Origin of the sequence: Candidatus Nanosynbacter featherlites (genome assembly GCF_005697565.1) — a bacterium.
In the GTDB taxonomy this organism is placed as follows: Bacteria; Patescibacteriota; Saccharimonadia; order Saccharimonadales; family Saccharimonadaceae; genus Nanosynbacter; species Nanosynbacter featherlites.
Genome location: NZ_CP040004.1, coordinates 320,968 through 347,030 on the forward strand (window position 1 = coordinate 320,968; position 26,063 = coordinate 347,030).

At 50.7% G+C, this 26,063-nt stretch carries 29 protein-coding genes, 1 tRNA gene and 1 other annotated feature; of the genes, 5 read left to right on the forward strand and 25 right to left on the reverse strand.

What is annotated here, in order from left to right:
- Positions 1-22: 22 nt before the first annotated feature.
- Positions 23-2,014 (reverse strand): sensor histidine kinase, encoded by a 1,992-nt coding sequence (locus tag FBF37_RS01605; RefSeq protein ID WP_174843580.1) that lies wholly within the window; start codon positions 2,012-2,014, stop codon positions 23-25.
- A 106-nt stretch (positions 2,015-2,120) separates the two neighbouring features.
- Here FBF37_RS01605 and FBF37_RS01610 point away from each other — a divergent pair.
- Positions 2,121-2,195, forward strand: a tRNA-Glu gene (locus tag FBF37_RS01610).
- Between the two features lie 80 nt (positions 2,196-2,275).
- On the opposite strand, the gene FBF37_RS01615 is transcribed toward FBF37_RS01610, so the two are convergent.
- The 15 genes from FBF37_RS01615 to FBF37_RS04070 all read right to left on the reverse strand — a co-directional run bounded on the left by FBF37_RS01615 (position 2,276) and on the right by FBF37_RS04070 (position 15,147).
- Positions 2,276-2,653 carry a response regulator transcription factor gene (locus FBF37_RS01615; RefSeq protein ID WP_138078857.1) on the reverse strand — a complete coding sequence of 126 codons (378 nt, stop codon included), beginning with the start codon at positions 2,651-2,653 and terminating at the stop codon, positions 2,276-2,278.
- Between the two features lie 2 nt (positions 2,654-2,655).
- Entirely contained in the window at positions 2,656-4,182 is a 1,527-nt protein-coding gene (locus FBF37_RS01620) for a sensor histidine kinase (RefSeq protein WP_174843581.1), read from the reverse strand.
- Positions 4,173-5,270, reverse strand: a complete 1,098-nt coding sequence (locus tag FBF37_RS01625; protein ID WP_138078861.1) for a DUF3048 domain-containing protein — start codon at positions 5,268-5,270, stop codon at positions 4,173-4,175. Before FBF37_RS01625 ends, FBF37_RS01620 begins: the two co-directional genes overlap by 10 nt.
- Positions 5,271-5,305: 35 nt before the next feature.
- Positions 5,306-5,926 (reverse strand): recombination mediator RecR, encoded by a 621-nt coding sequence (gene recR / locus FBF37_RS01630; protein ID WP_138078863.1) that lies wholly within the window; start codon positions 5,924-5,926, stop codon positions 5,306-5,308.
- A gap of 8 nt (positions 5,927-5,934) precedes the next feature.
- The gene (locus tag FBF37_RS01635; protein WP_138078865.1) at positions 5,935-6,225 is read right to left on the reverse strand and encodes a YbaB/EbfC family nucleoid-associated protein; all 291 of its coding nucleotides are present in this window, start codon (positions 6,223-6,225) and stop codon (positions 5,935-5,937) included.
- 38 nt (positions 6,226-6,263) lie between these two features.
- Positions 6,264-7,736, reverse strand: a complete 1,473-nt coding sequence (locus FBF37_RS01640; protein WP_138078867.1) for a glycosyltransferase family 39 protein — start codon at positions 7,734-7,736, stop codon at positions 6,264-6,266.
- Positions 7,737-7,760: 24 nt separating this feature from the next.
- Entirely contained in the window at positions 7,761-9,116 is a 1,356-nt protein-coding gene (gene dnaB / locus FBF37_RS01645; RefSeq protein ID WP_138078869.1) for a replicative DNA helicase, read from the reverse strand.
- Positions 9,117-10,583: a DNA polymerase III subunit gamma/tau gene (gene dnaX / locus FBF37_RS01650; RefSeq protein WP_138078871.1), complete on the reverse strand. Its 1,467-nt coding sequence runs from the start codon at positions 10,581-10,583 to the stop codon at positions 9,117-9,119.
- A gap of 42 nt (positions 10,584-10,625) precedes the next feature.
- Positions 10,626-11,330, reverse strand: coding sequence for a lysophospholipid acyltransferase family protein (locus FBF37_RS01655; RefSeq protein WP_138078874.1), 705 nt, complete (start codon positions 11,328-11,330; stop codon positions 10,626-10,628).
- A 41-nt stretch (positions 11,331-11,371) separates the two neighbouring features.
- Entirely contained in the window at positions 11,372-11,965 is a 594-nt protein-coding gene (locus FBF37_RS01660; RefSeq protein WP_138078876.1) for a GDSL-type esterase/lipase family protein, read from the reverse strand.
- Positions 11,966-12,001: 36 nt separating this feature from the next.
- Positions 12,002-12,874, reverse strand: a complete 873-nt coding sequence (locus FBF37_RS01665) for a DUF2797 domain-containing protein (RefSeq protein WP_138078878.1) — start codon at positions 12,872-12,874, stop codon at positions 12,002-12,004.
- Positions 12,875-12,936: 62 nt separating this feature from the next.
- Positions 12,937-13,452, reverse strand: coding sequence for a hypothetical protein (locus FBF37_RS01670; RefSeq protein WP_138078880.1), 516 nt, complete (start codon positions 13,450-13,452; stop codon positions 12,937-12,939).
- Positions 13,453-13,681: 229 nt separating this feature from the next.
- Positions 13,682-14,059: a 50S ribosomal protein L7/L12 gene (gene rplL, locus FBF37_RS01675; protein ID WP_138078882.1), complete on the reverse strand. Its 378-nt coding sequence runs from the start codon at positions 14,057-14,059 to the stop codon at positions 13,682-13,684.
- A 36-nt stretch (positions 14,060-14,095) separates the two neighbouring features.
- A complete protein-coding gene (gene rplJ, locus FBF37_RS01680; protein ID WP_138078884.1) occupies positions 14,096-14,620 on the reverse strand; it encodes a 50S ribosomal protein L10 in 525 nt (174 codons plus the stop codon).
- A gap of 62 nt (positions 14,621-14,682) precedes the next feature.
- Positions 14,683-14,821, reverse strand: a sequence feature (ribosomal protein L10 leader region).
- A gap of 161 nt (positions 14,822-14,982) precedes the next feature.
- Positions 14,983-15,147, reverse strand: coding sequence for an LPXTG cell wall anchor domain-containing protein (locus FBF37_RS04070; RefSeq protein WP_174843582.1), 165 nt, complete (start codon positions 15,145-15,147; stop codon positions 14,983-14,985).
- Between the two features lie 34 nt (positions 15,148-15,181).
- Here FBF37_RS04070 and FBF37_RS04075 point away from each other — a divergent pair, with 34 nt between their 5' ends.
- Positions 15,182-15,484, forward strand: coding sequence for a hypothetical protein (locus FBF37_RS04075; protein ID WP_174843583.1), 303 nt, complete (start codon positions 15,182-15,184; stop codon positions 15,482-15,484).
- A gap of 1,244 nt (positions 15,485-16,728) precedes the next feature.
- Here the strand turns inward: FBF37_RS04075 and rplA are convergent.
- Together rplA and FBF37_RS01695 are read right to left on the reverse strand one after the other, a co-directional pair.
- Positions 16,729-17,451: a 50S ribosomal protein L1 gene (gene rplA / locus FBF37_RS01690; RefSeq protein ID WP_138079727.1), complete on the reverse strand. Its 723-nt coding sequence runs from the start codon at positions 17,449-17,451 to the stop codon at positions 16,729-16,731.
- 355 nt (positions 17,452-17,806) lie between these two features.
- The gene (locus FBF37_RS01695; protein ID WP_138078886.1) at positions 17,807-18,982 is read right to left on the reverse strand and encodes a hypothetical protein; all 1,176 of its coding nucleotides are present in this window, start codon (positions 18,980-18,982) and stop codon (positions 17,807-17,809) included.
- A 104-nt stretch (positions 18,983-19,086) separates the two neighbouring features.
- Between FBF37_RS01695 and FBF37_RS01700 the strand changes: the two genes are divergently transcribed.
- Both FBF37_RS01700 and eno read left to right on the forward strand, forming a co-directional pair.
- Positions 19,087-19,620, forward strand: coding sequence for a hypothetical protein (locus FBF37_RS01700; protein ID WP_138078888.1), 534 nt, complete (start codon positions 19,087-19,089; stop codon positions 19,618-19,620).
- Between the two features lie 33 nt (positions 19,621-19,653).
- Positions 19,654-20,946 (forward strand): phosphopyruvate hydratase, encoded by a 1,293-nt coding sequence (gene eno / locus FBF37_RS01705; RefSeq protein WP_138078890.1) that lies wholly within the window; start codon positions 19,654-19,656, stop codon positions 20,944-20,946.
- Positions 20,947-20,952: 6 nt separating this feature from the next.
- Here the strand turns inward: eno and FBF37_RS01710 are convergent, their stop codons facing one another.
- The 3 genes from FBF37_RS01710 to rplK form a co-directional block, all read right to left on the reverse strand.
- Positions 20,953-21,504 (reverse strand): L-threonylcarbamoyladenylate synthase, encoded by a 552-nt coding sequence (locus tag FBF37_RS01710; RefSeq protein ID WP_138078892.1) that lies wholly within the window; start codon positions 21,502-21,504, stop codon positions 20,953-20,955.
- A 16-nt stretch (positions 21,505-21,520) separates the two neighbouring features.
- Positions 21,521-21,808, reverse strand: coding sequence for a hypothetical protein (locus FBF37_RS01715; RefSeq protein WP_138078894.1), 288 nt, complete (start codon positions 21,806-21,808; stop codon positions 21,521-21,523).
- Positions 21,809-21,889: 81 nt separating this feature from the next.
- Positions 21,890-22,315, reverse strand: coding sequence for a 50S ribosomal protein L11 (gene rplK, locus FBF37_RS01720; RefSeq protein WP_138078896.1), 426 nt, complete (start codon positions 22,313-22,315; stop codon positions 21,890-21,892).
- An 88-nt stretch (positions 22,316-22,403) separates the two neighbouring features.
- On the opposite strand from rplK, the gene FBF37_RS01725 reads away from it, so the two are divergent.
- Complete coding sequence (locus FBF37_RS01725; RefSeq protein ID WP_138078898.1) at positions 22,404-22,955, forward strand: hypothetical protein; 552 nt, start codon at positions 22,404-22,406, stop codon at positions 22,953-22,955.
- A 16-nt stretch (positions 22,956-22,971) separates the two neighbouring features.
- Here the strand turns inward: FBF37_RS01725 and FBF37_RS01730 are convergent, their stop codons facing one another.
- The 4 genes from FBF37_RS01730 to FBF37_RS01745 form a co-directional block, all read right to left on the reverse strand.
- Positions 22,972-23,808, reverse strand: a complete 837-nt coding sequence (locus tag FBF37_RS01730) for a hypothetical protein (protein ID WP_138078900.1) — start codon at positions 23,806-23,808, stop codon at positions 22,972-22,974.
- Positions 23,809-23,867: 59 nt separating this feature from the next.
- A complete protein-coding gene (gene nusG, locus FBF37_RS01735) occupies positions 23,868-24,413 on the reverse strand; it encodes a transcription termination/antitermination protein NusG (RefSeq protein ID WP_138078902.1) in 546 nt (181 codons plus the stop codon).
- Between the two features lie 18 nt (positions 24,414-24,431).
- On the reverse strand, positions 24,432-24,758 hold the full coding sequence (gene secE / locus FBF37_RS01740; protein WP_138078904.1) for a preprotein translocase subunit SecE: 327 nt from the start codon (positions 24,756-24,758) through the stop codon (positions 24,432-24,434).
- A gap of 90 nt (positions 24,759-24,848) precedes the next feature.
- Positions 24,849-26,060, reverse strand: coding sequence for a sensor histidine kinase (locus FBF37_RS01745; protein ID WP_138078906.1), 1,212 nt, complete (start codon positions 26,058-26,060; stop codon positions 24,849-24,851).
- Positions 26,061-26,063: the final 3 nt, after the last annotated feature.

Consider the following 26,063-nt stretch of genomic DNA (forward strand, 5'->3'; position numbering starts at 1 on the left):
AATTGCTATCATTCTTATGCTTTTATGAATTATTGGTTCTCCGTGGTATGCTGATGGCGCGACGGCTGGTCTCCAAGTGATGTTCAATATCAGCCAGCGTGGTGTGTTCTGGGCTAGTTGGTGCTGGTGTTTGTTGGGGTGTTGCTGACTGGCTGGGCTGGCCGAGCGGCTCAGTACTTTGGGCGGGTTCGGTAGGCTGCTGGGGCTGTTCTGTTGGCGGCTGTGCTGGAGGATTTGCTGGTGGTTCTACGGGCGTTGTGTCAGGAATTACCGGGGCTTGCTGCTGTGGTTGATGGTACCGAACTGATGCTGGCTGCAAGGATGCTTCTTTGTGAGCAGCTTCCTCTTTGGAAATCCGTGGTATTTCCAGGAAGAACGTACTTCCCTTGCCGTACTCGCTCTCGACACGTAAATCGCCCGACATGCTTTCGGCTAGTCGGCGAGACAGGTACAATCCCAAGCCAGTACCGCCGATTTCGCGAGTGGCTGAATTATCAACCCGATAAAACTTTTGGAAAAGATGCGGAACGTCTTCTGCGGGAATTCCCAGACCAGAATCCATCACGCTGACAACTACCTTTGATGAGTCGCCAGTGACGTCAACCACCACTTCCCCCTCTTTAGTGTATTTGATGGCGTTTTCTATCAAATTGGCGGTGATTTCCCGGAAATGGTCGGGGTCAACAAAGGCGTAATAAATGGGCTGCAGATGTTGGTCAGCGGAGTCTTTGGCTAGCGCGTGCGGCCGAAACGAATAGAGCAGATTTTTCTCGGCGGCTTTGTGCGCCAGACCCTCAAAGATGTCTGCCACAAAATCAGTTACGTTAAATAGCTTTGGTTCATCTTTGAGGCGTCCGTCCTCGGCTCTACTGATATCCAGCAGGTCTTGGAATAATCGGCCCAGGTGTTGAGCGGAGGCGTGCGCTTTGGTGATGAAGTCGCGTGCTTTGTCGTCAATTTGGGCGGTGGCGGGGTTGAGCGCCAGGCCCAGATATCCCTCGATGGAAGCCACGGGCGTGCGCATCTCGTGACTGGCGGTGGAGATGAACTCGGCTTGCTCTCGCTCCTCGGCGCGCTCTTTGGAGATGTCGCGGAACACGATGATGACGCCTTCCTTTTGTGGGCCGATTGGAGAACTGACGATGGTGATCGGTAACCGTTTGTCTGAGAAAGTTTTGAGAAATAGGTTGTCGCTGTGAGTGGGCTGGTTTGAAGACAACGCTTGAGCAACGGGATGTTTGCCCTCTGGGATGTCAGATCCGTCCTTGAGCACCAGCTTGAGGACACTTTGCCAACTCAGACCCAAAGCGTCGCCTTTGTCCCAACCGATCATCTGCTGCGCGGCTGGATTGATAAGTTCAATGATACCGTCATTGGAAATGGCCATCACGCCGTCGTCGATGGTATTGATGACGACATCAGATTTACCCTCGGCAGAGGTTAGCCTATTTTCCAGTTCAGTAAATCGATCATCAAGCTTCTTCTGTGGTTGGTACCGCCACAGGACGATACTCAGGACAGATGGCATGATGCCAAGCGCTGTACTGATGGCTATTTGTTCCAGCGTCAGTGGTGTTTCAAAATGAATCATGGCGATGTGCGCCACGACCAACAAGATGATGCCGCTAGTCAGCCACAACCCAAATACTGCAGCAAAAATGGTGACCATGAGCCACAGGCTGGTGAATGGAGAATAGATGCCGCCGCTGGTGGCGATGAGCGCTGCGATGGTGATGATGAGTGATGCATAGGTGGCACATGCCAGGTAGACGCGTTGTTTTTTGGGCGTCCAAAAGCATAGACCAAGTGCCCAAACTGCGGACAATAAGCTGATGGTGGCGGCTAAGTCAGTGACTGAATCGCCAATGGTAAATCGGTAATTGTTGGGCAAAAAACGAGCTGATGCGTACGTGAGGAGAATGAAGAGATTGACTAGTAGCGAAGCTTTGCTGAGACGGCGCAGCCAAAATTTGGAAAATGTTCTGTCAGACTGCCCCACCCTCGATTCTTTCATGATATTAAGTATAGCGTCAAACTGTGGTAAAACGCAAGCGCGTCTCTGTTGGCTAGCGCGGCGGTATAGACAAAAGCGGCTGCGTCGTGGTATGATGCTTAGTGTTGGCCTCATCGTCTAGCGGTTAGGACACCGGGTTCTCATCCCGGCAACCGGGGTTCGATTCCCCGTGAGGTCACCACAGAGAAATTATCAGTACTGCCCTCTTGGGCAGTACTTTTTAGTATTGCAATGATTTGTTTTGAAAGCTGTGTTCTTGTGCTACTCACCCAGTTGTTCGATCACCTCCAGTAGCTTCCGAGGCGTGATGTCGGCTTTGATGAGGTAGCCGTCGATTCTAGGCAGCAGCTGCGACTTGGATTGGTCGTCTTGTTCAAAGTTGGTCATGATGAGAATCTTGCTGTTAGGCACCAAATCAGTTTCGCCGTTTCTGAGGGCGTCTAAAATCTGGTCGCCACGCTGCTCTGGCAACATCAAGTCCAAAATGATCAGGTCGTACGACTGGTTGCGCGCTGCCACCAAGCCATCGTTGCCATCCACCATCCAGGTGACGGTATAGCCTGCGCGCTCCAAACTGCGCACGTACATTTCGCCAATAAATCTGTCATCTTCGATGCATAAAATTGTTTTGATCGCCATGATTACTCCCTATACATTTTGTGATTTTTTATCCACCCGCCGTCAGTGCGAATTAACCGATTGTTTAGCTGGCCGTCTTCTAGTAACTTTTCTTTCACCGAGGCGTAGACGGGAATGGTGAAGGAGAAAATTGAGCCTTGGTTTTCTTGACTGCGTGCGGAGATGCTGCCGCCATGTGACTCGACAAATGCTTTACAGATGTATAGACCAATGCCGGTGCCGGCCACTGTTTCGCGTGATCGGTGTGAGCGATAAAATTTGCGAAAGAGGTTTTTGATCACGCCAGCTGGCATGCCGACGCCGTTGTCTGAGACGGAAACTTCTACGAATTCGCCCTTTTGCACGGCGGAAACTTGGACAACTCCGCCCTCGAAGCTGTATTTGATGGCATTGTCGATCAGATTGGAAATCACTTCCCCAATGCTGCCGCGGTCAGCTGCGATAGTCGGCAAATCGTTGGGGATGGATACGTTCAACATGCGGTGCTGGGCTGAAGCGCGTAGTTGCATGTCGTCAGCAATGGTGGCGTAGATGGCTTCCAATGTGTCCTCGCGCAGATGAACGTACAAGTGGTGTCGGTCAAATTTTGAAACGTTGAGGATATTGTTGATATAGCTGGACAAGCGGTTGGCGGAAACGGTTAGACGATTGAACAATTGTGGCTCATCATCCCGCAGACGGTCTTGAAGTTCGTGTTCTAGGATGTCTAAATAACCACGAATGACGGTGATGGGTCCACGGAGTTCGTGCGCAGCAAAAGCGATGAAATTGAGGTCTTCCTCTTCGGGTAAGTATTTGGCTGAGCGGTCAAAGAGGATGATGACCGTTTCGCCGGCTGCACCTTTTTCGTAGGAGGCGCTGACGTCATAGAACTTTTGTGGCGCAGAGGTTTTGGCCTGAGCTGGTATGCGCGTCCATTGGCGATGGGCGGTGATGTTGTCTTTGGCAACCTCTTGGATCCACTGGTTGATGGAAATTTCATCAATAAAGTCTAGCCCCAACGTCAGCACGCCGTCCATGTCGGAAACGACTGGTGCAGTTTCATTGGCAAAGATGATGTTTTTTTGGTGGTCTAACACGACGATGCCACACGGGGTGTGATTGAACGACTGAATGATGGCGTCAAGTTGGGACGAAGTTTTTTTGGCAGTCGGTTTGGTGGATGTACCGTTGGTATATATGGCCTCAAGCACGGTCTGGAAACCAGTGCGTGCGTGTGCTGGTGAATTGATTTTGGTTGGCTTTTCGGCAGTCAGCTCCCCTGTTTTGTAAGCTGTAGCGTAAAGCACGTCGCGCATTGGTTTGCTGATGAACGGTGTGATGGTTACCGCGCCAATGATACCTCCAACTGCGCCGAGCAGGATGATGATATACCAATTGACTTCAACGGCTGCCAGGTTCGTCAATATGAGATGAGTGATGGTAGCAAAAGCAGCAGCGATACCGACAGGTACCAGCAATAATAATACTAATCGACGCATGTAATATCGATTGTAGTCGCGAATCGATCGGCGACGGGCTACTGCCATGCAATGCTTCCTCGCCCCGGTGTAAAGGCGGCGATCCATGTCTGGCCTCGGTTCAACGCGATATCTTTGCCAGCGGCGTCGACCAATTTCAATTCGGCGCTTTCGTCGTCACGCTTCCAGGTAGCTTGAACCACGACGCCATTTTGGAAGATATAGGCTTTGCCGGTACCTACGGTGATGACGTCTTCGTACCCTTCGCGACTGCCTGGGCGATGCTCAACATTCACCTCCAGTGCCACAATGCTGTTTGGTGCAATCTGCCCGGCCTCAGCGTCATTGTGTGGCTGCCCTGCCAGCGTGCGAGCGTAGGTGTTAGATTCTTTGTTATAAGTGTAATTGGTATTAAACAGTGGACCACTAAAATTGATGGCAATTTGGGTGGCGTTTGGCGTTTCGGCAGGCTTGCCATCGGCGCGCTTAAACCCGGTGAACACTGATTCGTTATGTCCTTTGGCGGTGTTAGTTTGGTCAATTTTCTCACCTGAGGTGTAGGCATTGTGCGGCGCACGTCGGTCATTGGCACGCCAGTACGAATTGCCATTACTGAATTCGTCAATGTCGTGATATTTGCCGTTGCGAACTGTACTGAGGGCGTTTGCGCTACCACCAACATGGAAAATTGAGGCTTTGTACGGTGTTGACCACTGCAAATAGTACAAGCGCAGGCTGCGTACTGGACCAATTTTGGCTGGCTTATTTCCCTGGTACAATGCAAAGAAACGAGTAATTCCGCCTTCAGCCACGGCTTCATAGACGATGCCGGCTTTTGATAGCCCAGACTGTGGCCGCGCGTTAGGACTGTTTTCGACAATTACGCCAGCAACTGGAGCTTTGACCGCATTGGCGTCAGCTACTTCCAGGCCGGTCAGTGCCGAATAGAACTTCTCTTTTGGCTTTTTGGTGCCAGCGAAAAATGGTGAACCGCTGTCTGATTGGACGGAATACATGGCGATGATGAAGATAATCGCAACAACCGCCGCGCCCACGACAAGTGCCAGTGCTAAATGGTGTTTGTGGACCCACTGAGTGAACGCTTTGAATTTAGAGTGATTGATGAGTTTATCCTGAGGAATTCGAGGCTTTTCCATATGATTAGTATAGCATGTCGCTTATGCTAATAAAACTAAGACAGCGTGCGTCGGCCTTCAAGCGCATGCGACAACGTGATCTGGTCGGCGTATTCCAGGTCGACTCCCACAGGGATACCGCGAGCCAGCCGCGAAATAGTCAGTGTCAACCCAGCCTCTTGGATGTATCGTTGCAGAAACAGCGCGGTCGATTCACCTTCTACTGAAGCGTTAGTGGCGATGATGATCTCGGTGACGCCGTCATTTTTGATGCGCTCAATCAACTCAGGGATATGAAGCTGTTCTGGCCCGATACCGTCGATCGGTGAAATTGCTCCACCTAAAACGTGGTAGGTACCATCAAACTGACCAGTGCGCTCTAGCGCCATGATATCCAGTGGCTCTTCGACAACACAGATGAGCTGGCGATTGCGGCGACTGTCGGTGTAAAGTGGCGACAGATCATCACTTTCGTCAATCAATGCAAACGTCACCGGACACGTTTTGACGCGTTGGTGTAACTCATTCAACGCCTGAGCCAGTCTTTTGGACTGCCCTGCTTCGCGGCGCAAAGCAGCATAGGCGTAGCGTTCGGCAGTTCGTGGACCAACTCCCGGCAGACTACCAAACTCATCAATCAACGTCGTCAGCGCTTTTGGTAAAATATGAGTACTCATCGGTAGGATTAGATGCCCAGATTGCCCAAGCCGCCCATCAATGGCTTCATTGTTTCAGCAGCGACTTCTTGAGCTTTTGCCAAGCCATCGCGCACTGCAATTTGAATCCAGTGCTCGAGCTGTTCGATGTTGTCTAGATCCACCATATCAGGATTAATCTTGACTGATTTAATTTTCAATTCACCAGTGATCTGAACGATGACTGCACCGTCGCCAGCCTCTACTTCAATGATTTCTTTACCGAGTTGTTTTTGTGCTTTACGTAGCTGTTGCAGCATTTTCACCTGATCAAAAGCCATAATGTTCCTCCTTCAATTAACTCACTTATTATACCGCATTATTCACTAAGTTTGTAGACATAAAACCGGTCGCCCGCCTCAGCCCAATCATTCGTGATGACGCGGGTGATGGTTCCAGGTATGCCAGTGATATCTTGGCGAGCAGCGCGGGTTACCACTACTTCTTCTTGAGCGCCCTCTGCCGGCAGGCCGTCGCTGATGGAAATCGCAATGTTGTGCTTATTCATGTGGCTGGACAAAGCGTCGTAGAGCGGTTTTTCGGCAGCTGCCACCACGAATATATATTTCTTGTTTGCAGCGTTGCGCAGTAGTGTGTCACGCACAAGGCTCAAATCTTTGGAATGCTCGCGCACGGCGTCAGGCAGGTCGTGGTAACTGTGGACGTACCGATTGACACCACTCAGGGTCATAACGCCGACCAAGATGATCATCAGTACAAGTCCGGTGCCACGAGCGTATGGGTTCTTTGGGAACAATCGGTACCACTCGTACAGCAAACGTTCTACGCCAGTGGCGAGCAAAATGAACATTGGCACAGAGATGATCATGTTGACTTGCGGCGCCAGGGCTAGTAGCGGCAATGATAGAAATAGCCAGATGTTGACCACATAAGACCGAGCGGTATGCCAGTTGCGGAAAGTGATGATCATACCAAGGAACATCAGCGCTACCGTGCTGACGTCGATAGCTGGCAGCACTTGCCCGTTGGAGATGTATGGCACTGGCCAGAGATAGGTTCGAACGATGATCTTGAGGTTTGCTAATACATCAAAGTTGAGCGACGACCAGCCTGACACGTCCAGCAAGAAGCCGTGATTTTTCAGGCAGAAATACACTAGCGGCGCGCTTACCAGCAGAAAGACGATGAATGCTGGCGTCCAGCTGGCGCGATATTTTCGTGAAACGATGATGTAGCGTGTATATGGGTGTAATAACGCTACCAGAATGAGACCGAGGTTGAGGTACCAGAAGAAAGGCGTGTACAGGCTGGCAGCCATGACAGCGGCCAACAGGATTTTCCAGAGTTGGGCGAATTTGGCTTTTTGGATGATGAGGCTAGCAAATAGCAAAATCAATGACGCAGTGGTGATGTAGATGATGCCAGGGGTGAAGCTTTGCGCCAGGTAGATAAATTGACCAGTGGCGATCATGAGAGAAAGTGACAGTACAGCAATGCCCGGTTTGAACCAGTGCCTGAGGAGGAAAAAGAGCGCCAGGGCCGCCAAACACATCAGTGTGACAGCTGGTAGCTTGACGGTGAGCGTACTGACACCAAATAGCAAGAACAGCGCCGCCTGGAATGCGTGTAGTGGCAGATTGACGATGGACCAATTACCTTCCATAAGCAAGTTGGTTCGTGCGACCATGTTGATCTCTGACTGGCTAATGCCACCTGGCGCGTACAACAACGCCACGCTGATGACCGCGGAAAATATCAATATCAAAGCACTGTAGCCCCAAAGATAGCGCCAACGGTAAAGGAACAGATGAGAGAGAGTTTTCTTTTTCACTGCGGTTTATTATAGCATGTTTCGTTAATCGTGTCGTCTGTCGAGGCTCATGAAACGCAGGCGTTCTGGGTGGAAGTATAACTGGACTTTACCGACCGGACCGTTACGGTGCTTGGCGATGATGAGGTCGGTGATATTTTGGACTTCAGGGTTGTCTGGTTCGTAGTAGCCTGGGCGGTAAATAAAGCTGACGATATCGGCGTCCTGCTCAATGGAGCCGGACTCGCGCAGGTCGGCCAGCTGTGGGATTGGCGGCGTGCGCGACTCGACGGAACGACTCAGCTGGCTCAGGGCGATCAGCGGTACGTTGAGCTCACGGGCAATTAACTTCAGGCCGCGGGAAATTTCTGACACTTCCTGGACGCGGTTGCCGTTGTGATTGTTGGTGGCCTGCATCAGCTGCAAGTAGTCGACGATGATTAGGCCAATTTCGCCTTCGTGCGCCAGCCGGCGAGCTTTGGTACGCATTTCCAAAATGCTGAGGCCCGGCGTGTCGTCAATGTAAATCGGCGCTTCGGCCATTTCGCCCATGGCCTCAGACAATTTGGCAAAATCATTATCACTCAGGTTTCCGGTGCGGATATTCCAGCTGTCAACTCCTGAAGCGTCTGCGAGCATACGATCAACCAATTGCTCTTTGCTCATCTCCAGGCTGAAAAACAGCACCGGCTTTTTCTCAATGGTCGCCACGTTGTACGCCAAATTGGTCACCAGCGTGGTCTTACCCATGGCTGGACGAGCGGCCAGAATGATCAGGTCGGAACGCTGCAGCCCAGCGGTCATATTGTCGAGGTCGCGGTAGCCAGTACGAATGCCACGGAGCGTGTCTTTGTTGCGGTGCAATTCTTCAATTCGGTCAAAGCTGTCAGTCAAAATATTTTCCAGGCTAATCAAATCTTGCTTGAGTGACTGGTCGGAAACGCTGAATAGTTCAGCTTCGGCCTTTTCTAACAACTCCTGGGTTGTTGTCGATTCGTCATAGCCGAGCTCAGTGATGTCAGCACTGGCTTTGATGAGTCGGCGCCGCACTGCTTTTTGCGCCACCATTTCAGCGTATGCTTCAGCGTGCGCAGCGGTCGGCACGTAGTTGGTGAGCTCTGTCAGATATGCCGAGCCGCCAATGAGCTCCAATTCGTCCTTACGCTTCAGTTCATCAGTCAAAGTCAAGAGGTCAACTGGCTTGTGCTTCTCAAACAGGCGCATCATCCCGGCGAAGATCAGTCCGTGATTTTTATCATAAAAATCAGTAGGATGCACGTGTTCGGTCGCATCTGCCAAAACTTCTTCGTCGATCAAGATCGCGCCCAGTAAACTCTTTTCGGCGTCCAGGTTCTGCGGTGGCAGTTTGCCCGATGATGTACGTTGACTTGCTTCACTCACTTATAGTTCCTCCAACTTCACTTCTTCGCCACCGCCCATCATGGCAGCGATTTCTGCCAATTTTTCGTCTTCAGGTGGTTTCTTCTCTCCAATTATATCAACTTCCAGCTCCATTCCCGTCTCCGCGGTGATGATTTCTGCCAGTAGTGGCCGATTTTTGGCATCATCCAATTTTTTCTTGTAGAACGCACTGCCGGCAAAAATAGTCAGTTTATCTCCGTCAAACGCCCACTGACTTTTTTGGAGCAGTGACGACAGGCCGACTGATTTTTCCTTGGCTTGTTCGATTACCCTGTGCCAGTCCAGTTCCAGCGGTGTGCTAGATTTACGTGGTTTCGTGGACGACTTTTTAGCTGGTTTGGTGTCTTTGCTTTCGGACGTTTTTTTCACTGGCTCAGTTGATTTGGTGCTTTGGCTTTTTGGTGACTTTTCTGCTGACGATGCTGGCTTGGCTGGTGTCGAAATGACGGTTGGCGTTGCCGTGACGGCCTGGGCAACTGTCTTCTTCGGCCTGACTGGCTGAGCGTGATGTTGCATGAAAATAGTCAATAATTTCAGGTCTGGGTGTGGGTGGCGATCAACTTCGATGAGCTGCTGGATGAGTTCAACAAGACCTGGGTTTGTACTCAGTCTGGCGCGAGCGATTGACAATAGCTGGTGCGACACCACAGTCGGGCTGATGCCACTTTGCTCTAGTTCTTGCAGGATTCTAAGGATGTCAGCGCTGTCCTCTGATTGATATAAATCAAGCAGCTTCTCTAGCGTGGCTGTGTCGCTTAAGCCTAAGTATTCAGTAACCATGGCGACGGTCAGTGGCTGGTCGGGTGTGGCTAAAATTGATAATTGATCAAGCATGCTGATACCGTCGCGAAAACCGCCGCGCGAGCGCTCAGCGATCAGCCGAGCAGCGTCCGCCTCGATGGCAAAGCCCTCTTTCTCGGCGATGGCCATCAGCTGGCGCGCCATGACGTCAACTGAGATGGGGTGAAAGAAAAATTGCTGGACGCGGCTGAGAATGGTGGCAGGCAGCTTGTCGGCGTCGGTGGTGGCGAGGATGAATACTACGTGTGCTGGCGGCTCCTCCAGCGTCTTTAACAGTGCGTTGAAGGCAGGTTTGGACAGCATGTGGACTTCGTCGATGATGTAGATTTTTTTCGGCGCGGAAACCGGCGCGACTTGCGCTTTTTCGCGTAATGCCCGAATATCGTCGACACCGTTATTGCTGGCGGCATCAATCTCAATGATATCCAGGTGTGAGGCTTCCTCGTCGTATGGCAACTGATTGATCTCATGCGCCAAAATGCGCGCTACGCTGGTTTTGCCCACGCCGCGCGGACCCGTCAGCAAATACGCATGGGCGATTTTCCCCTGCTCCAGCGCTCGGCGCAAAATGTTGGTCACGTGATCTTGCCCCAACACCTCGTCCAAGCTGCGACTGCGATATTTGCGGTACAGTGCTTGACTCATTACTTATGTATTATAGCGCAAAGTGCAGGATTAGTAAGCTCTTTAGCGGTCAGAAATGGGAACTTCTTCGCCGCTTTCTAAAATCATGGTCTTTCTTGGCCATAGTTCTATTGGTCTGTCAATATATGGCAAGTCAGTCGCTTCTGCAATGGCTCGCATGGCCATGTCTATTGGTGCCCGCAAAGCCCGGCGGCGAGACTCATGATCTGTTGAAATAGCATAGTTTTGGTGGGCTGCTCTATAGTCAATGGGGTCACACAAGGTAACATGGATCTGTTCGTCTTGAGGCGTATATGCATCCAGATCAGTAGGCCACGGCTTGTAGTGAATTCCTACTGGCAATAGGTTGGGTTTCACCCCCCCTATGCTTGCTCCAAATAAAATTCGCGATGCGCCCGTTCGGCCTTTGGTAACTTGAGCATCACCGGTATATGCGCCCTCTGGAAAGATGAGTAGTGAGCGTCCGTCAAGTAACGCTCGTCTGGCCATTTCGAGCCCAGCTTTCAAATATTCTTTTCCGCCGTGTACTTCAAGTGGTATCGTATGCAGTGCATTTTCTATAACCAATCGCCGTACTGCCGTGTCAACAGAGCTGTTTTTATACGCCAGTCGCGAACTAATGACAACGTCACAATCCTCCGGCAGACTTGCTGGTATGGCAAAGATATCACGCATGCAAGCATGATTGGCGACGAATACATTTGGGCCTTCTGGCATGTTGTCGAGCCCGTGTGTCGTAATTGCCATTTCCCGACCTATAGTCTGTAAGAGCGGTTTCTTTCCCTCGTTCACATCTGCCTCGCTTTCAAAGCTTGCTTAACGGTGTGCGCCACTAAGCGATGTCCTTTTGCTGAAAAGTGAATACCATCCGACAGCGGTATGAACGGCAGCTCAATGTAGTCACCGAGCGCCTCCTTATTCTGCAAGATCTCTTGTCGTATAGCTTCTGATTGTTCGGTGAATTCTGGACCAGAATCTTCGCCGGTCGAAAATGCTGGCGGTAAGATATATATAACGTCAGCACCGTGAGCCAGTTTTTGATAATCTGTCAAATCGTGAATGATAGCTTGCGCCGTCCTACCGTATTGCTGTTGTAAATCGTTAGTGCCAAGGGCGATGATGACGATGTTCACATTGCTCGCCTGTTGCAAAGCTTCTGCAAACGTATGTTTACCATTTTTGTACGGCTTTGCCTTACAGAAATCTCCCGCTACACGGCCCGATAGTCCATTTGCGATGATATGCGCTTTGCCTCGCAGTTCTCGCTTCAGGCGGTTAACCCACCGGTCGCTGTGTCGCACTCGCGATCCAACGAAACTGTCTCCCCAAACATTAGAATCGCCATAAATAAAAATCCTTTTCATCGCGCGGTCACTGCTCATATATAAACTCCGTTTTTCATATTATACCATATTCTATCAAAACAGCGTCAGCTGCGTGTTAGGTATCTCAAGGTCGACTACACCTTGCACCGCCTGCGCCCGGTGTCCGATGAACTTTTTCACGTTATACGCTAGTAGCTGCCCGTCATATTCAGTGATGAGCACTGAGCCAATGACACTAACAACCGTGCCAGCTAAGACCTTATTTCCTGTCATATCAATCACACTGCTGAAGTCTCGGCCGTCCGTGTGAAAATAATCTTCGCACGTGATGAGCGTTCGGTTTGGAAAATCCAGTCCCAACTGGTGGTGAATGCGCATCAACGCATCAGCCAAAGTCTGTTCCGCCACCGCAGTATTGAGCGGCTGCTTAATTAGCCCCAGCTTTTTACTGGCGGCTACTGTTTCCATGATGCCATCCAGCTTGGCAATCTTTGCTTCGTATTGCCGGGCGATCAACGCCGAAGCAAACGTCTCTAGTTTCAAGGCCAGCCGTGCGCCCTGCTCCAGCAGTCGCCGAATACCGCGCTCCTCCTGTGAAATGCCAACTTTGATCACCTTTGGTGAAAAGTACGCCAAATACAAAAAATGTGGATTTTGATTGATTTTTTCCTGCTGCGCCGATACTGAATCAGCGTGGTAAAACGCTGGATTGAAACCAGTGCGATTGCGACACTTCAAACAATTTTCATATTTCTCATCAACCGTGGCGCCGTCAGGACAAATCTGGCTGCAGTGATTGTCAAAATCCAGCCAGCCGGTGCAATATTTGGTGGAAAAGTCAAACTCCAGCGACAACTCCTGCCCCAAAACATCACCACGCTCAGCCCTACCATCAACCTGCCATTCCAAAAACGGCCGATTTTCAGCGTCAAAGCTAGCGTAGCTTAGTAAAAACTCCTCAGGCATAGCACAATTATATCAAAAACCGCCCGGCAGCTGCGCGGACGGCTTCAAATGTCGAATTGTTTTTACAGTGCTGCTTCGACGGCTGCCCACGTAGCGTCAGGATTGTCCTCTGGCACGATGATGGTGACTTGGTCTCCAATGTTGATGCGGAAGAACGTGACGCTGGCGAGCAAAATGCGATACTCGCGGCCGTTGGCTTCGACGTAGTAAACGCCGTCGTGTTGCACCAGCGTACCGATGACTTGCTTGCGCGCCACTGGACCGATTTGCTTGTAAATGAAGCTGCCGTCATCAGCAATGGTCAATTTCAAAATATCGCCTTCAACCAGCTTTGATTTTGAAGCATAGTTGGCTGGGATTGGATAATTTTTGCCGTCTGGGCCAAGCATGGTCTGACCGTCAAACACGCCTTCGACGACCTTGCCGGTCACATCTTCGGTCGAGGTTTTTGGCGTAACAACTTGACCGTCATCACCGATGATACTGATCAATAGCTCTTTTGCTGCTGCCAAATTGGTTTCTGCCTCTTGTATCAATGAGCGAAGCCGCTTTACTTGTTTTTCTGGTAATTCAGACATAGTGATTCTCGCATTTCCCTGTCTATTTTTGATAGTTCTCGTTCTATATATAGCATAGGAAAAAGGTTCGGTCAAGGCTTGCATAAGCAAGTTATTTCAGATTTCCACAGCATTTTAAGGGGTGCTTGCAAAACTGTTGCAAATTTTACCCTTGCAATCAAAATACCGCCCGTGGTATAGGGCGGCATAATGATTTCGAAAACAAATTGGCGTCATGTTTAGAATGAAATTAGCTGAGTTCAACGCTAGCGCCAGCGTCTTCCAAAGTCTTCTTTGCAGCTTCAGCTTCGTCTTTTGAAACTTTTTCCTTGACTGGTGCTGGTGCGCCGTCAACGATAGCTTTAGCTTCACCGAGGCCCAAGCCGGTGATTTCCTTAACAGCCTTGATGACTGCAACTTTCTGAGCACCTGCGTCCTTCAATGTAACGGTGAACTCAGTTTTTTCGTCAGCCGCAGCAGCGTCACCGCCAGCAGCTGGACCAGCAACAGCGACAGCTGCAGCAGCTGGCTCGATGCCGTATTCATCTTTCAAGTGGTTTTTCAATTCGTTAACTTCCAGAACTGTCAATTTGGTCAGTTCTTCAGCCAATTTCTTAATATCAGCCATGATATGTCTCCTTACATTATTGATTGATTGCTAAACTTAAGCCGTAGCTTTGGCTTCGATGCCGTCCAAAAGTCCGTGCAAATTGCCGCCCAGCGCACCCACGGTGTCGTGGACTGGTGAGAGCAATTGTGCCACCACTTCGGCGACAAGCTGGTCTTTGCTTGGCAAGCCTGCCAGTGCCTTGATGTCAGCTTCGTTGATGCTGAGGCCTTCACCTGAGAAACCACCAGCCAACTGCAGTGCTGGATGCGTCTTTGCAAACGTGTCCAAAACTTTCGCTGGCATGACCTCGTCTTCGGCACTGATGGCGTAAACCAGCTGGCCAACCAGGAGGTCAGTGTCAGTTTCTTTGTAGGTGTCAACACCCTGCAATGCTACGCGTACCAAGCGGTTTTTGACCACCTTGATGACCACGTTTGCCTCACGAGCAGCCTTGCGCAGCTCTTGCAATTCAGCCACGCTCAGCCCCTGGTACCGCGCAAATGCCGTACCTTTGGCGTCTTTCAGAAGCTCTGTTAGTTCAGCAACCAAAGTTTGTTTTTTATCGCGTGAAATTGCCATAAAAATCCTTTCTTTGATTGAGTTAATTTCATTCTTTTCGCCAATTTGTTAACGTGCGGTAATGGAGAATCAAAAAGACGTCTTTGATTCTCGCACTACCAAAGACGTCAAATAAAACTGTTCGTTTCATCCCTCGGCGGCATGTTTACATCTGTTTATCAGCCAGATCGCCGCTGTCTTTGGTAATGTTCCTCACCATTGTAGCAGAAATGACAACGAAATGCAACAGGCAGATTATATCAAACCAAAGAGAAAGCCCGCTCCATGGTGGAGCGGGCGGTGCGAACCTCCTTCCTCTCTTTCTGTATCTTCCCTTCACCAAGTGATGCTAGCCATGACGACTAGCATCACTTGGTGGTATGTCACTCCTCACGCGAGGAGCGACGACTAAACCAGCCCATGAGCAGAGCCATAACCCCAGTCGCAACAAAGCCGGCTATAGCGATGAACAATTGGTCACTGGCAGTGCCAGTGACCGCCAGCGCTCCACCCGGCCGCTTGTGCGGCGGCTGGGATGGGGGCGACACGACCTCCTGACCCCGCGTGGGGGTCGGGGAGGTCGTGGGCACGAGTGTTGACGCCGAAGGCGTGGCCTTCGGCGTCGGTGTGGCCGACGGCGACGGGGTTGCCGTCGCGCTGGGCGTCGGCGTTGGTGTCGGAGTTGCCGACGGAGTCGGCGTTGCCGTCGCGCTGGGCGATGGCGTCACCGACGGGGTCGGCGAAGGTGTAAACTCCGGAGTCGCCGAGGGTGTCGGCGACGGTGTCGGTGTCGCGCTGGGCTCCGGGGTCGGTTCCGGTGTTGGAGTCGCGCTGGGCTCCGGTGTCGGAGTTGCCGACGGGGTCGGTTCCGGCTTCAGGAGGTAGCTTGCGCCACCTCCAGCCTCTGCCCTCCGCACGGTGGCGGAGGTGTCCCAGGAGCGTTCCTGGGATGTGATAGTTGCACTGTCTGTCCACGGACCGGGGTCCGTGGGGTCAACGTGGAGATAGAACTCCACGCGTGCCTTCTCACCCTCGTTTAGGGTGAGTTTCATTGTCAATACAGTGGAGGAGCACTCCATTGTATCGACTGTCGTGCGATGAGTGTATAGGGGTCTACCCCATACACTCGCCTCCTTGTAAGTTCCTGCTTGCGATAGCACGGTGTTGCTGTCGCAAGAGAAAACTTGGCCCTGAGACGTGAGTTCATCCCTCAGGATGAACTCTTGGGCGTCCGTGGTAGCGGTCGGGGTTACTAACGTAACCTCGACCAATGAGGGGTCATTCGGGTGAACGACACCCCATTTCGAGGCTCCAGGCCCGGGCTGGCTGCAGCCCGGACACTCCCCCACGTGGATCTCAGTCCGGCGGGTTTGACCGCCGATCTCCCACAGGAGGTCCCGGGTCTCCCCGGGAAGGAGCGTGTCGTCAATGTCGACGCGCCACCAGCCATACGCCTCGAAGGCGTAATGGTTGGCCACCTCAACGGCATCGGTCAGTGTGATACTGACCTTACCGCCTTCGTAGACGGCGTGAGCGATAATCTCGCCATTTTCGGTGGCGAGATTGATGGGGGCACCGTAATCCCCCAGTTCGGCTGGCGGGGTGAAGGTGATGCTATCGCCTTCACAATGGCCCTCCTCAAGGGCCAATCCAAAGCCGAATTCAACCGCCTCATAGGCGGTGAATTCGGCAGAGCCGTCGACAGCGCGGATGTACTCCGCGCTGATTTCCGTGGCCGAAATCGGCCGCGGGGTGCATGACGACGTTGTTGTCGTCATGTCGTCGGGGTTCTCGGGAGCAGCAGCTGCCACCCCCGAGAAACCCAGGGCCAAGGCTAGCAGCGCAAACAGCGCTGCTAGCCCACGTCGAGCTTTGAACATGGGATCTCCTAATAGGGATGTAGAATGAAAGGATACAGATGTTAAAGAGCTTTTTAGTTCGCGTCCAGCTGGGCTGGCAAGCGAATCAAAAAGGACTCTAGCACATCAGCATCCAACTGGGCTTTAGTATTCTAGCATAAAATGTAGAAAAATGCAATACCCCCACGGCTATCTCGGCGACGTCACCCCAGTAAAAATCCCGCCATGATCGGCGGGATTTTATGGGTCAAACTGTCAAATCAATCATGTTTAGAGGTTGTTTTCAACCTTGATGCCAGGACCCATGGTAGTAGTCACAGCAACACTTTTGACGTAGGCGCCTTTGAGGCTGCTTGGTTTTTGGGCGTTCAGGCTGCTCAAAAATGCGCGGGCGTTGTCTTGCAATTTGTCCGTACCAAACGACACCTTACCGACGCTCAAGTGAACGATGGCTTGTTTATCGACACGGTATTCAACTTTACCAGCTTTGGCTTCGGTGACGGCAGTCGCCACGTCTGTTGCTACGGTGCCAGACTTTGGATTTGGCATCAAACCACGCGGACCGAGCAAGCGAGCATATTTACCAAGCTTTGGCATGTACTGTGGCGTCGCCACCAAAATGTCAAAGTTCAGCTCTTCTTTGTCTAATTGCTTCAAGAATTCTTCATCACCAATGATATCGGCGCCAGCTTTTTTGGCAGCGGCGTGCTCTTCTTCTGGCGCAAATACTGCGACGCGTACGTCTTTACCGGTACCGTGAGGCAGTGACACGGTTGCGCGAATGTTCTGGTCTGCCTGGCGTGGGTCAACACCCAGACGAACGTGCAGTTCCACTGACGCGTCAAACTTGACTGGGCTGGTCTCTGTTGCCAGCTTCAAAGCTTCTTCCAGGGTGTGCACTTTGTCTTTCTCAATCTTTTTGGCAGCTTCTTGGTATTTTTTACCGCGGCGCTCTAGGCGTGGTCGAGTGACTGGCTTTGGACCCTTTTTGATGTGTGCTTCAGCATCTTCGTCTTGTGGAGTGGTATCGCCTGCTTCTTTGCGAGCTTCCTTCTCTGCTTTAGCTTCAGCTTCGTCCAAAGCTTTTTGGCTGCGCTTGCCTGCTTTGGCAACGTGCGCTTCACGGACTTCGTGTTTTTCAGCGCCAGCAATGGCAGCTTCAATCTCAGCGATGGTATTCTTTTCGCTGACCTCTAGGTTTAGTTCTGCTGCTTTTTCCAGCAACTCGGCTTTTTTGGCCATGAGATATATCCTTTCTGTGGTGCAATCGGTGCTCGGTTTTTCCCGAGGTTCACCTCCCAGCATTGATTATTATTCCGGTTGATTATATCAGTTTTGGCGATCAATTTCAATGAGACTCCTGTGCCAACCGCCGAAAGGCTGTGACGAAGGTATTGCTTGGTACCACAAACACGTCTGCTTGTGAGCTGTCATCTGCTGAGATGAGCCGTAGTCCAAATCGCCACTGTCCGGATATCTCCTCACAGTCTAGTTCTGGCTTGGCATTGATAGTATGGTCGTCAAACGTCTCCTGCCATTCACCGTTATTGTCAGTGTAGAATGTTCCGTCAACATAAAACTCGCCTGGCTCAAGCATATGTTCCGCTAAAAAATTCTCATCAGCCATGAGCTGCGCGCATAGCTCTGAGGCCTCAGCTTGCATTAGTTTAGTGACGCGTTCAGCTGAAATGTTGCGCTGGCTCAAGTCAGTGGCTCTGTCCGCGAGTAGATACTCGGTCGCTTCGATTGACTGACTGCGCCATTTGTCCTGAAAAGTCGCCAGGTAGTCAAATGGCTGGCTTTCATCTCTCTGTTCGTGATAGATGAGGTCAATATCTGCCAGCTGATCAAATGGTACGATGGTCTTTGTTGCACCGTGAGTCATTTCGATATGAAGTTTGGGCAGGAGTTTGGCTTCCCCGTCTTCTAAAACGACCGGCACAAATACAGCGAGCTTGTCAGCGATGATTGGCTCGGTTTGTTTAAAAATATTCACAATGGCTTGACAATGCTCTGAGTCGGCAAGCAGCTCATCAAACTCCCTGGTAGCTTTTTCGGTGAGTCGTTGTATGATGAGTTGCTGTTGTTCGGGGCCAAGCTTGTTGAATGATTTCCTCGACAAAACTCGGTTGACTAGTCCACCGGTATCATAAACCAGTTCGGCGTAGTCCGACGGCTCTTCTGGCTCTTGCTGACGAATCTCCATGATGTGAGATACATCCAAGCGGTCGCCGTTATCGAGCGCCAAGCGTACCGTGCGTTCGCCCAGCTCTGAACTGACCTCAAACCGTGCGACTGCTTCTGAGAACTGTTCAACACCTAAGGTAGGCTCGCCGTCACTGTTGTTGTGGGAGGTTATGGCGGTGATGTCGACCGGCTTGCTTAGTAACTCGGGAGTGAATAGTTGGTTGTTCAGGGTTGTCTGCAATGTCTCATCTGGTAGGTCCCTGTTGTAGGCCATATCCATCAGGCCGTCCAGAACAATTGGTCGCTTTTGGGGACTAGGAAAAGGTGCTTCACTCATGTACGCATATTATACCAGTGAATTGCAGAAAAATCAATAGCAGTGAGTGCATTTCATGGAATATTTGCGTATTTAGCAACAATATGATAGTATTTGTAATTACTATGGAACGTGGAGAAAACAGTAATCTTACACCTGGTGGGCACGATGAAACAACTATTGGTGCGACCTTTGATGACATTATGGCGGGCGCAGACATAACTGGCGAAGACATGGCTGATGTTCCCAGAAAATGTCGAGACTGTCCAGTACTAAAGCACAATCTAGGAGAGATAGCTTGTATACGTAAAGAAGTGCAAGAAGGTCTGAGTGCGGATCCTGAAGAGCTAAAGAAACGTTTACTGATGATGAGAGAAGCGGGTCATGAGGCTTTGGCACCGTTAACAGATGACCAGATAGATCAAATAGCCGTTAGTGCTACAAGCCATCAGCAAAGAGAGGCTTTAGCAATATTAAACAACTTTGACCATCAATCGGCTAAACTACAGGATGATGTAGATCGTCTTACTGGTCACTGTGCGGGACCTCTTAAGATGCGTGGTTCGCGGGATGGCAAGACGGTGACGGTAACGAGCTGCATGTCGGGTATAATAGCCCATTCAGGTAAAACAGGATTTGCCGACGTACATTACAGTTAGTGGTCTATCGCGTGGTCTGATACAATAGATCATATGGACTTTATTACAATTACACACATCAGAGCACGTCAAATTTTAGATTCTCGAGGCAATCCAACGGTTGAGGCAGATGTCATATTGAGTGACGGTTGTTTTGGTCGGGCTGCTGTTCCCTCTGGGGCTAGCACCGGGTCTCACGAGGCGGTAGAGCTGCGAGACGATGAATTGCCATTTGGTGGTAAGGGTGTTTTGAAGGCGGTTGAAAATGTTAATACGGAAATTGCTGACGCACTGCGCGGTATGAGTCCGTTTGACCAAGAAGCTATCGACCAAAAGATGATCACCTTGGATGAAACGCCAAACAAGGGCCGTTTGGGGGCAAATGCTATTTTGGCGGTCAGTTTGGCAACTGCCAAAGCAGCAGCAGCGTCACGCGGTGTGGCACTGTTCACCTACATTAACACGTTGGCTGGTAACCCGCAGATGAGTTTCCCAATGCCGATGGTCAATGTCATGAACGGCGGTCAGCACGCACTGGGCGCGACGGATATTCAGGAGTACATGATCATCCCTGTTGGTGCATCAACCATTCAAGACGCAGTGACCATGAGCGCTGAGGTATTTCACGTGCTGGCAAAAGTTCTCAAACAAGAGGGCTACCCAACGACCGTGGGTGATGAAGGTGGCTATGCACCTCGCGTTCGTTACGGTAACTCTGAGCCAATCACCTTGCTCAGCCGTGCCATTGAGCAGGCTGGGTACTTGCTGGAGCGTGACTTTGCCTTTGCACTTGACGTGGCTGCCAGTGAGTTTTATCAGAGTCAGACTGAACAGTACAATTTGTCCACGGAAAACCGCGTGATGGATACTGACCAAATGATCAAGATGTATAAGGAACTACGCGCACAATACCCAATCGTTTCCATCGAAGATGGGTTGAATGAAGAAGCGTGGCGTGGTTGGCAAAAGCTGACGCTGGAATTGGGAGGCACCACACAGTTGGTTGGTGACGACTTGTTGGTAACCAATGTCGAGCGTCTGGAACAAGCCATCGAGCAAAAAGCTGGCAACGCCATCCTCATCAAGCCAAACCAAATTGGTACGCTGACCGAAACCATCGCTGCAGTTAAGATGGCCAAAGAAGCTGGCTGGAACACGGTGATGAGCCACCGTTCTGGCGAGACGGAAGACACCACCATTGCGCATTTGGCTGTTGGTTTGGGAACTGGACAAATCAAAACTGGTTCAATGTCCCGTTCAGAGCGCATCGCTAAGTACAATGAGCTGATGCGTATCTCAGAGCTGCGCCCCGACATCGAGCTGGCGCGACCGTTCGTTCAGATGTAGGTTGTGTTAAGCGCGAATAGTGACGATGTCGTCGGCTTGTAGCTTGATGATGCGTGACGCGACTGAGGACGTCACTTCCCCACCGTCGACATAGACACTCACCATATCACCGAAGTAGTTGATGGCTTCGGTGATATTTTTGGCTGGTGGCATACCAGCTGGGTTGGCGCTGGGTGCAAGGATGGGGCCCGTCTGGTGGATGAGACGTGCCAAATTTCCAGTGACCAGTCGAAAAGCTAGGGTGCCGTTTTGGTGGGTGGTGTGCAAAAAAGCGTTGCTGGCTGGGACGATGATGCTGGTCGGTCGCTTGATATTAAGCTGCAGGTAGTGTTGACGTTGAGTGGGCGTTAAGCCTGGGATGTCTGATATGTTGGCGACCAGGATGATGCAGGATTCGTTAGCTGGACGATGTTTAGCGCGATACAGGCGCTCCATGGCGCAGTGGTTAGTCGCGGCAGCAACGATGCCGTAGATGGTGTCGGTTCTGAGGACGACTAAATTGGCACTGGTCAGTGCCTCTGACACACGGGGGTCGGATACGGTATTTGTGATGAGCATTGAATTTTACTAGAGGTTAACCGCCAAGATTGTCGATAATGGTTTGCACAAGACCTCTAGGAGTTGGCGGTGGTGTTTGGTCTGGTTCTTGGGTTGATGATGTTTCTTTAGCTGAAGGTGTCGAGGTGGGCTCGGTGTTGATGTGAATAGAAGTGGCAGCGGTATCAGCTACTTCCTTCAGTATGACCGCTGGTGGAATGAGCAAAGCAGAGGTGACGGCTACCGCACCAACAACAGATTTGACGGTGTCTTTGAGTCCCCTTTCGTTCTCTGTTGATAGCTTTGCAAACTCTGGCAGATCCATACCTGTATTATATCATATTTAGTCATAATATACAATTACTCCCGCCAGGGCGAGAGTAATTTGTGATTGACATGAAGCTGATTAGTCGGTGACTTCAACACCCATGCTGCGAGCAGTGCCGGCGATGATTTTGACGGCACCCTCTGTGTCAATGGCGTTGAGCTGGTCTTTTTTGACTTCAGCAATCTCTTCCAACTGAGCGCGGGTGATTTTACCGACCTTGTCGGTGTGTGGTTTGCCGCTACCCTTTTGGATGCCAGCTTTTTCGCGGATCATGTCGTCCACTGGCTGACCCAATGATTTCCATGCAAAAGTGCGGTCTTCGAACACTTGAATGTGTACAATGACGTCTTTGCCCATCAGATCTTTGGTGGCGTCGTTAAATGGATTGATGAAATCCATCATGTTTAGTCCCCACTGACCCAAGGTTGAACCAACTGGAGGTCCAGCAGTCGCGCGACCAGCTGGAATACGTAGTTTTAGATTTCCAATGACTTTCTTTGCCATGATGATAAACCCTTTCAAAATTAGTTGAAGCGTATTGAAAGTGTGCGTAACATAGGTATTATACAAAAAAGTATGGTATAATTCAAGCATGAACGTGCGAGGCCCGCTCCCCATTAAGCGCATCATCAACGCGTTTGGTGCGGTGGGCTACACATTGCTCCTATTTGTTTACGCAATCATCTCCCTGTCCGCCGTAGTTTGGCTGATTCGTCGCGGTAAGTTCTTTGGACTATCAATCAATCTGCGCACCGCAGAACCGTTGGTACAGACAGCGCCGACGGAGCCAGAGCCGTTGATGGCTCAGCTGTTGAGCGCTGCGTTGGGGATTGCCACGGCGTTGGTACTCGTCATTAGCCTGACAGCTCTCACTTATTGGCTGGGACGCGGTGGGTCGCGAATGCTGAAGCGGTCAGTGCGGTTTTGTCAGTGTCCCGTTACGTTGGTGACGTTGTTAGTGGGCAAAGTGCTGGCTTGTGGCGTGGCGACCGTGCCGGTTTTGTTGGCTGGTATTTTGCAGATGGGTAATCTGTGGGTGGTGATCATTTTGTTGGGATTTATCACCGTGGCGTTGATCATTTTTCTGCTGCAGCATTATCTGGCACACACCAGTGAAGTAGTACAAGCCAAAGACGTTTGGTAGCTTGGCTTGCGCCGCATTATTTTTTGCGTGACAGAAAGTGCGTGACTACATTGCCGGCAACGATGCCAGCTGCCACGCCACCAGCAATGGTCAAAGCTTTGACCGCCTCTTTGCCAATCTCTGAGAGCGCCAACATGCGAGCTATCTTTGGGTCTTTGATTTCAAGGCTGGTTGGGATTTCAGGTGGACGAGTGTCGTCCTTTGGTGCCTGCGCCTCTTTTGATGCGACAGGTAAGCTGTCGTATGTGGAATTTATCATATTGGCTTGGTGCTGTCCCAGGGATATTGCAAAATTGGCAGCAAAATAAGCAGGCATACGTGAGGGGTCTTCTTCGCACTCTTCCACGGACTCCTCGTATAGTTGGTTTACATGTAGTTTAGCTTGCGCTGGTATGTCTGCCTGCTTTTCTGGAATACTGTCTGGAGCGATGGCATGTGCTGCAGCCATAACTGCCTGTCTATCGCTTTCCATCAGATCGGCAAACCAAGCGAGCAAAGATTCCTTTTGCTTTGGTGTTGTCGGTAAGTCTTGTAAGTAATGGGTGGCGAGTTCTCGTAGTGCTGGGAGATACTGCATATTTAATAAGGTGCTGGACTTATTGAGGACACGCTGTTGCTCATCAATAGTCTGGTTGGCAGATAGTTTTCCAAAGGTTGTGATCAAACTATTTATGGCGACTAGATGTTTACGAGAGGCATCTGCTAACTCATTGCCATCAGGCTCACCCAGTGCTTCTAACCATTCTTCTGAGACTTTGGCGGCCTCCTGAGCGGTGTCGTTACTGGGCTGTATGATCCCCTCGTTTTTCTTGGAGTTATCATCACTGGGTTGCGGCATTTCTAGTGTGCTCATGGTAAAACCTCTCCACCCTTTTGATAATAATTGATAAATTGGACTGTCTGGTCTACGTGTTAGACTTTTTTCACCTGCAAAGCGTCAAGTTCAACTGGAGTGTCGCGTCCAAACATGCTGACCATGACACGGATTTTGCCTTTAATTGGGTCGATTTCAGCGATTGCGCCGTCAAAGCCTTTGAACGGGCCATCGGTGATGGAAACAACTTCGCCCTCTGAGAAATCAATCTGGTGCTTTGGTTCTTCAACGCCCATGCGCTTTTTGATTTTGGCGATTTCTTTGTCAGAAACTGGCGTTGGTGTGGTGTCTGCACCGACAAATCCAGTCACGCCAGGCGTGTTGCGGATGATGTACCACGTTTCATCAGTCAAATTCATCTCCACCAAAACATAGCCTTGGAAGATCTTGGCTTCAACGACTTTACGTTTACCGTTTTTGATTTGGATTTGTTTTTCTTTCGGGACCATGACGTCAAAGATTTTGTCTGCCATGTCAACACCGTTGATGCGCTGACGAATGGATTCTGCTACTTTCTCTTCGTAACCAGAATAGGTGTGAATAGCATACCACTGACGGGTTGAGTCGTAACGATTATTTGCCATAAAAAACTCCTTTTACCTTTATTTCAAAATTTGCTCAAAGATCCAGTTAAATCCAGCGTCAAGTAATAAAATTAATGTGGTAAGCAGTAATGTGAAGCCGATCACGGTGCCAGTCATGATCCAGGTGTTAGCGCGGGTTGGCCAGCGAACTAGCTTCAGCTCGGCCCACGCTCCCTTGAAATAACCAACAAATGAGTCGCGCATACCTAAATCTGCTTCAGTCTTGTTGACAGCGCGTGCTGGTTTGGTGGTTGGTTTCTTTTTGATGGTTTTTTTAGGGGAATCATCCGTTGCCTTGATGCGGCGTACGGTAGTTTTCCCTGTCTGCTTACCCTTTTCTGCCATGTGTTTCTCCCAAATTAAAAAGTCTGTTTTTCACAGACTGTCAAGTATAGCTTAGCACAAAAAATGTATGCATTGCAAGTTTGAGCGGTATTATTGCTTTTTGGCGGGCTTTGCCGGTGGCAGGCTGAAGCTGAAGGTTGATCCGTGATTGAGACGGCTTTCTAGTTTGATGGTACAGCCGAGTTTGCGGGCTAGTTTGGCCGCCACGTACAACCCTAGTCCAGTACCGCTGGTTTCGCGGGTGCGATAATCTTCGGCGCGGAAGAAGCGGTCAAAAATCTTTTTCTGATCACTGCGCCCGATGCCGATGCCGGTGTCTTTGACACCAAAATAGACTTTGCCGCCGCTGCGTTTCATGATGAGGGTGATTGAGCCTTTTTGGGTATATTTGATGGCGTTGGTGATGAAGTTTTGTAATAACTCTTCAAGGTATAGCCGAGAGACATTGACATTGCCAACGCCTGCTCTGACGTCCAGGTTGAATGCCAATTTTTTCTCTGTTGCCTGCGGCTCGTATTCGTGGCGGAGTTTTTCGGCCAGTTCAGTGACGTTGATGAGCTCTGATTCATCAGCAATACCACGCTCTGCGCGAGACAGCGTGCTGAGATCGTTGACGATGCGGGCTAAGAACATGATTTGTTTGTGGGCTTCGGCAAGTGAATCGTCCAATTTGTCGGTCATGCCGCGGTGCATCATGAGCTGAACATTGGAGAGTGAAGCTTCGGCGATGGTGATGGGGGTGCGTAATTCGTGGCTGATCACGCTGATGAATTCATCGCGCTCTTCTTCCAGGCTTTTGACTCGAGTGATGTCACGCAAAATGAGCACATAGCCATCAGAAGTGAGCGTGTCGCTACCGCCCTGTACTGGCGCGAATGTAGCCGACAACCGCACACGGTCGCCGCCCTCAAGAGGCATGATGATGTCGTCACGGGTACGAATGGCTGGCGATTTTCGCAATTCCTTAAACACCGGGACCGGCTGTTTGTCGTTGGTCTCAAAATTTAAGAGCTCATCAATGTGCACACCCTGAATGCTGGCGTTGGTGTCGAGTAAGCTCAGGGCGGCGGCATTGTAGAGGCTGATGATGCCGTGGGCGTCCATGCTGATGATGGCGTCAGTGAGGTTGTTCACCAGTGTCAATACGCGGTCGCGCTCCAGTCGTTCACGGGAGCGACTGCGTCGTAGTTCTTGGCGTGACTGGTGCCGTCCGCGATAGGCGATGACGACGGCTGCTAGAAACATCAGCCATGATATGACAAGCAAGATGATGATGGCATAGATAAGATTCCCTCCCTGCATATG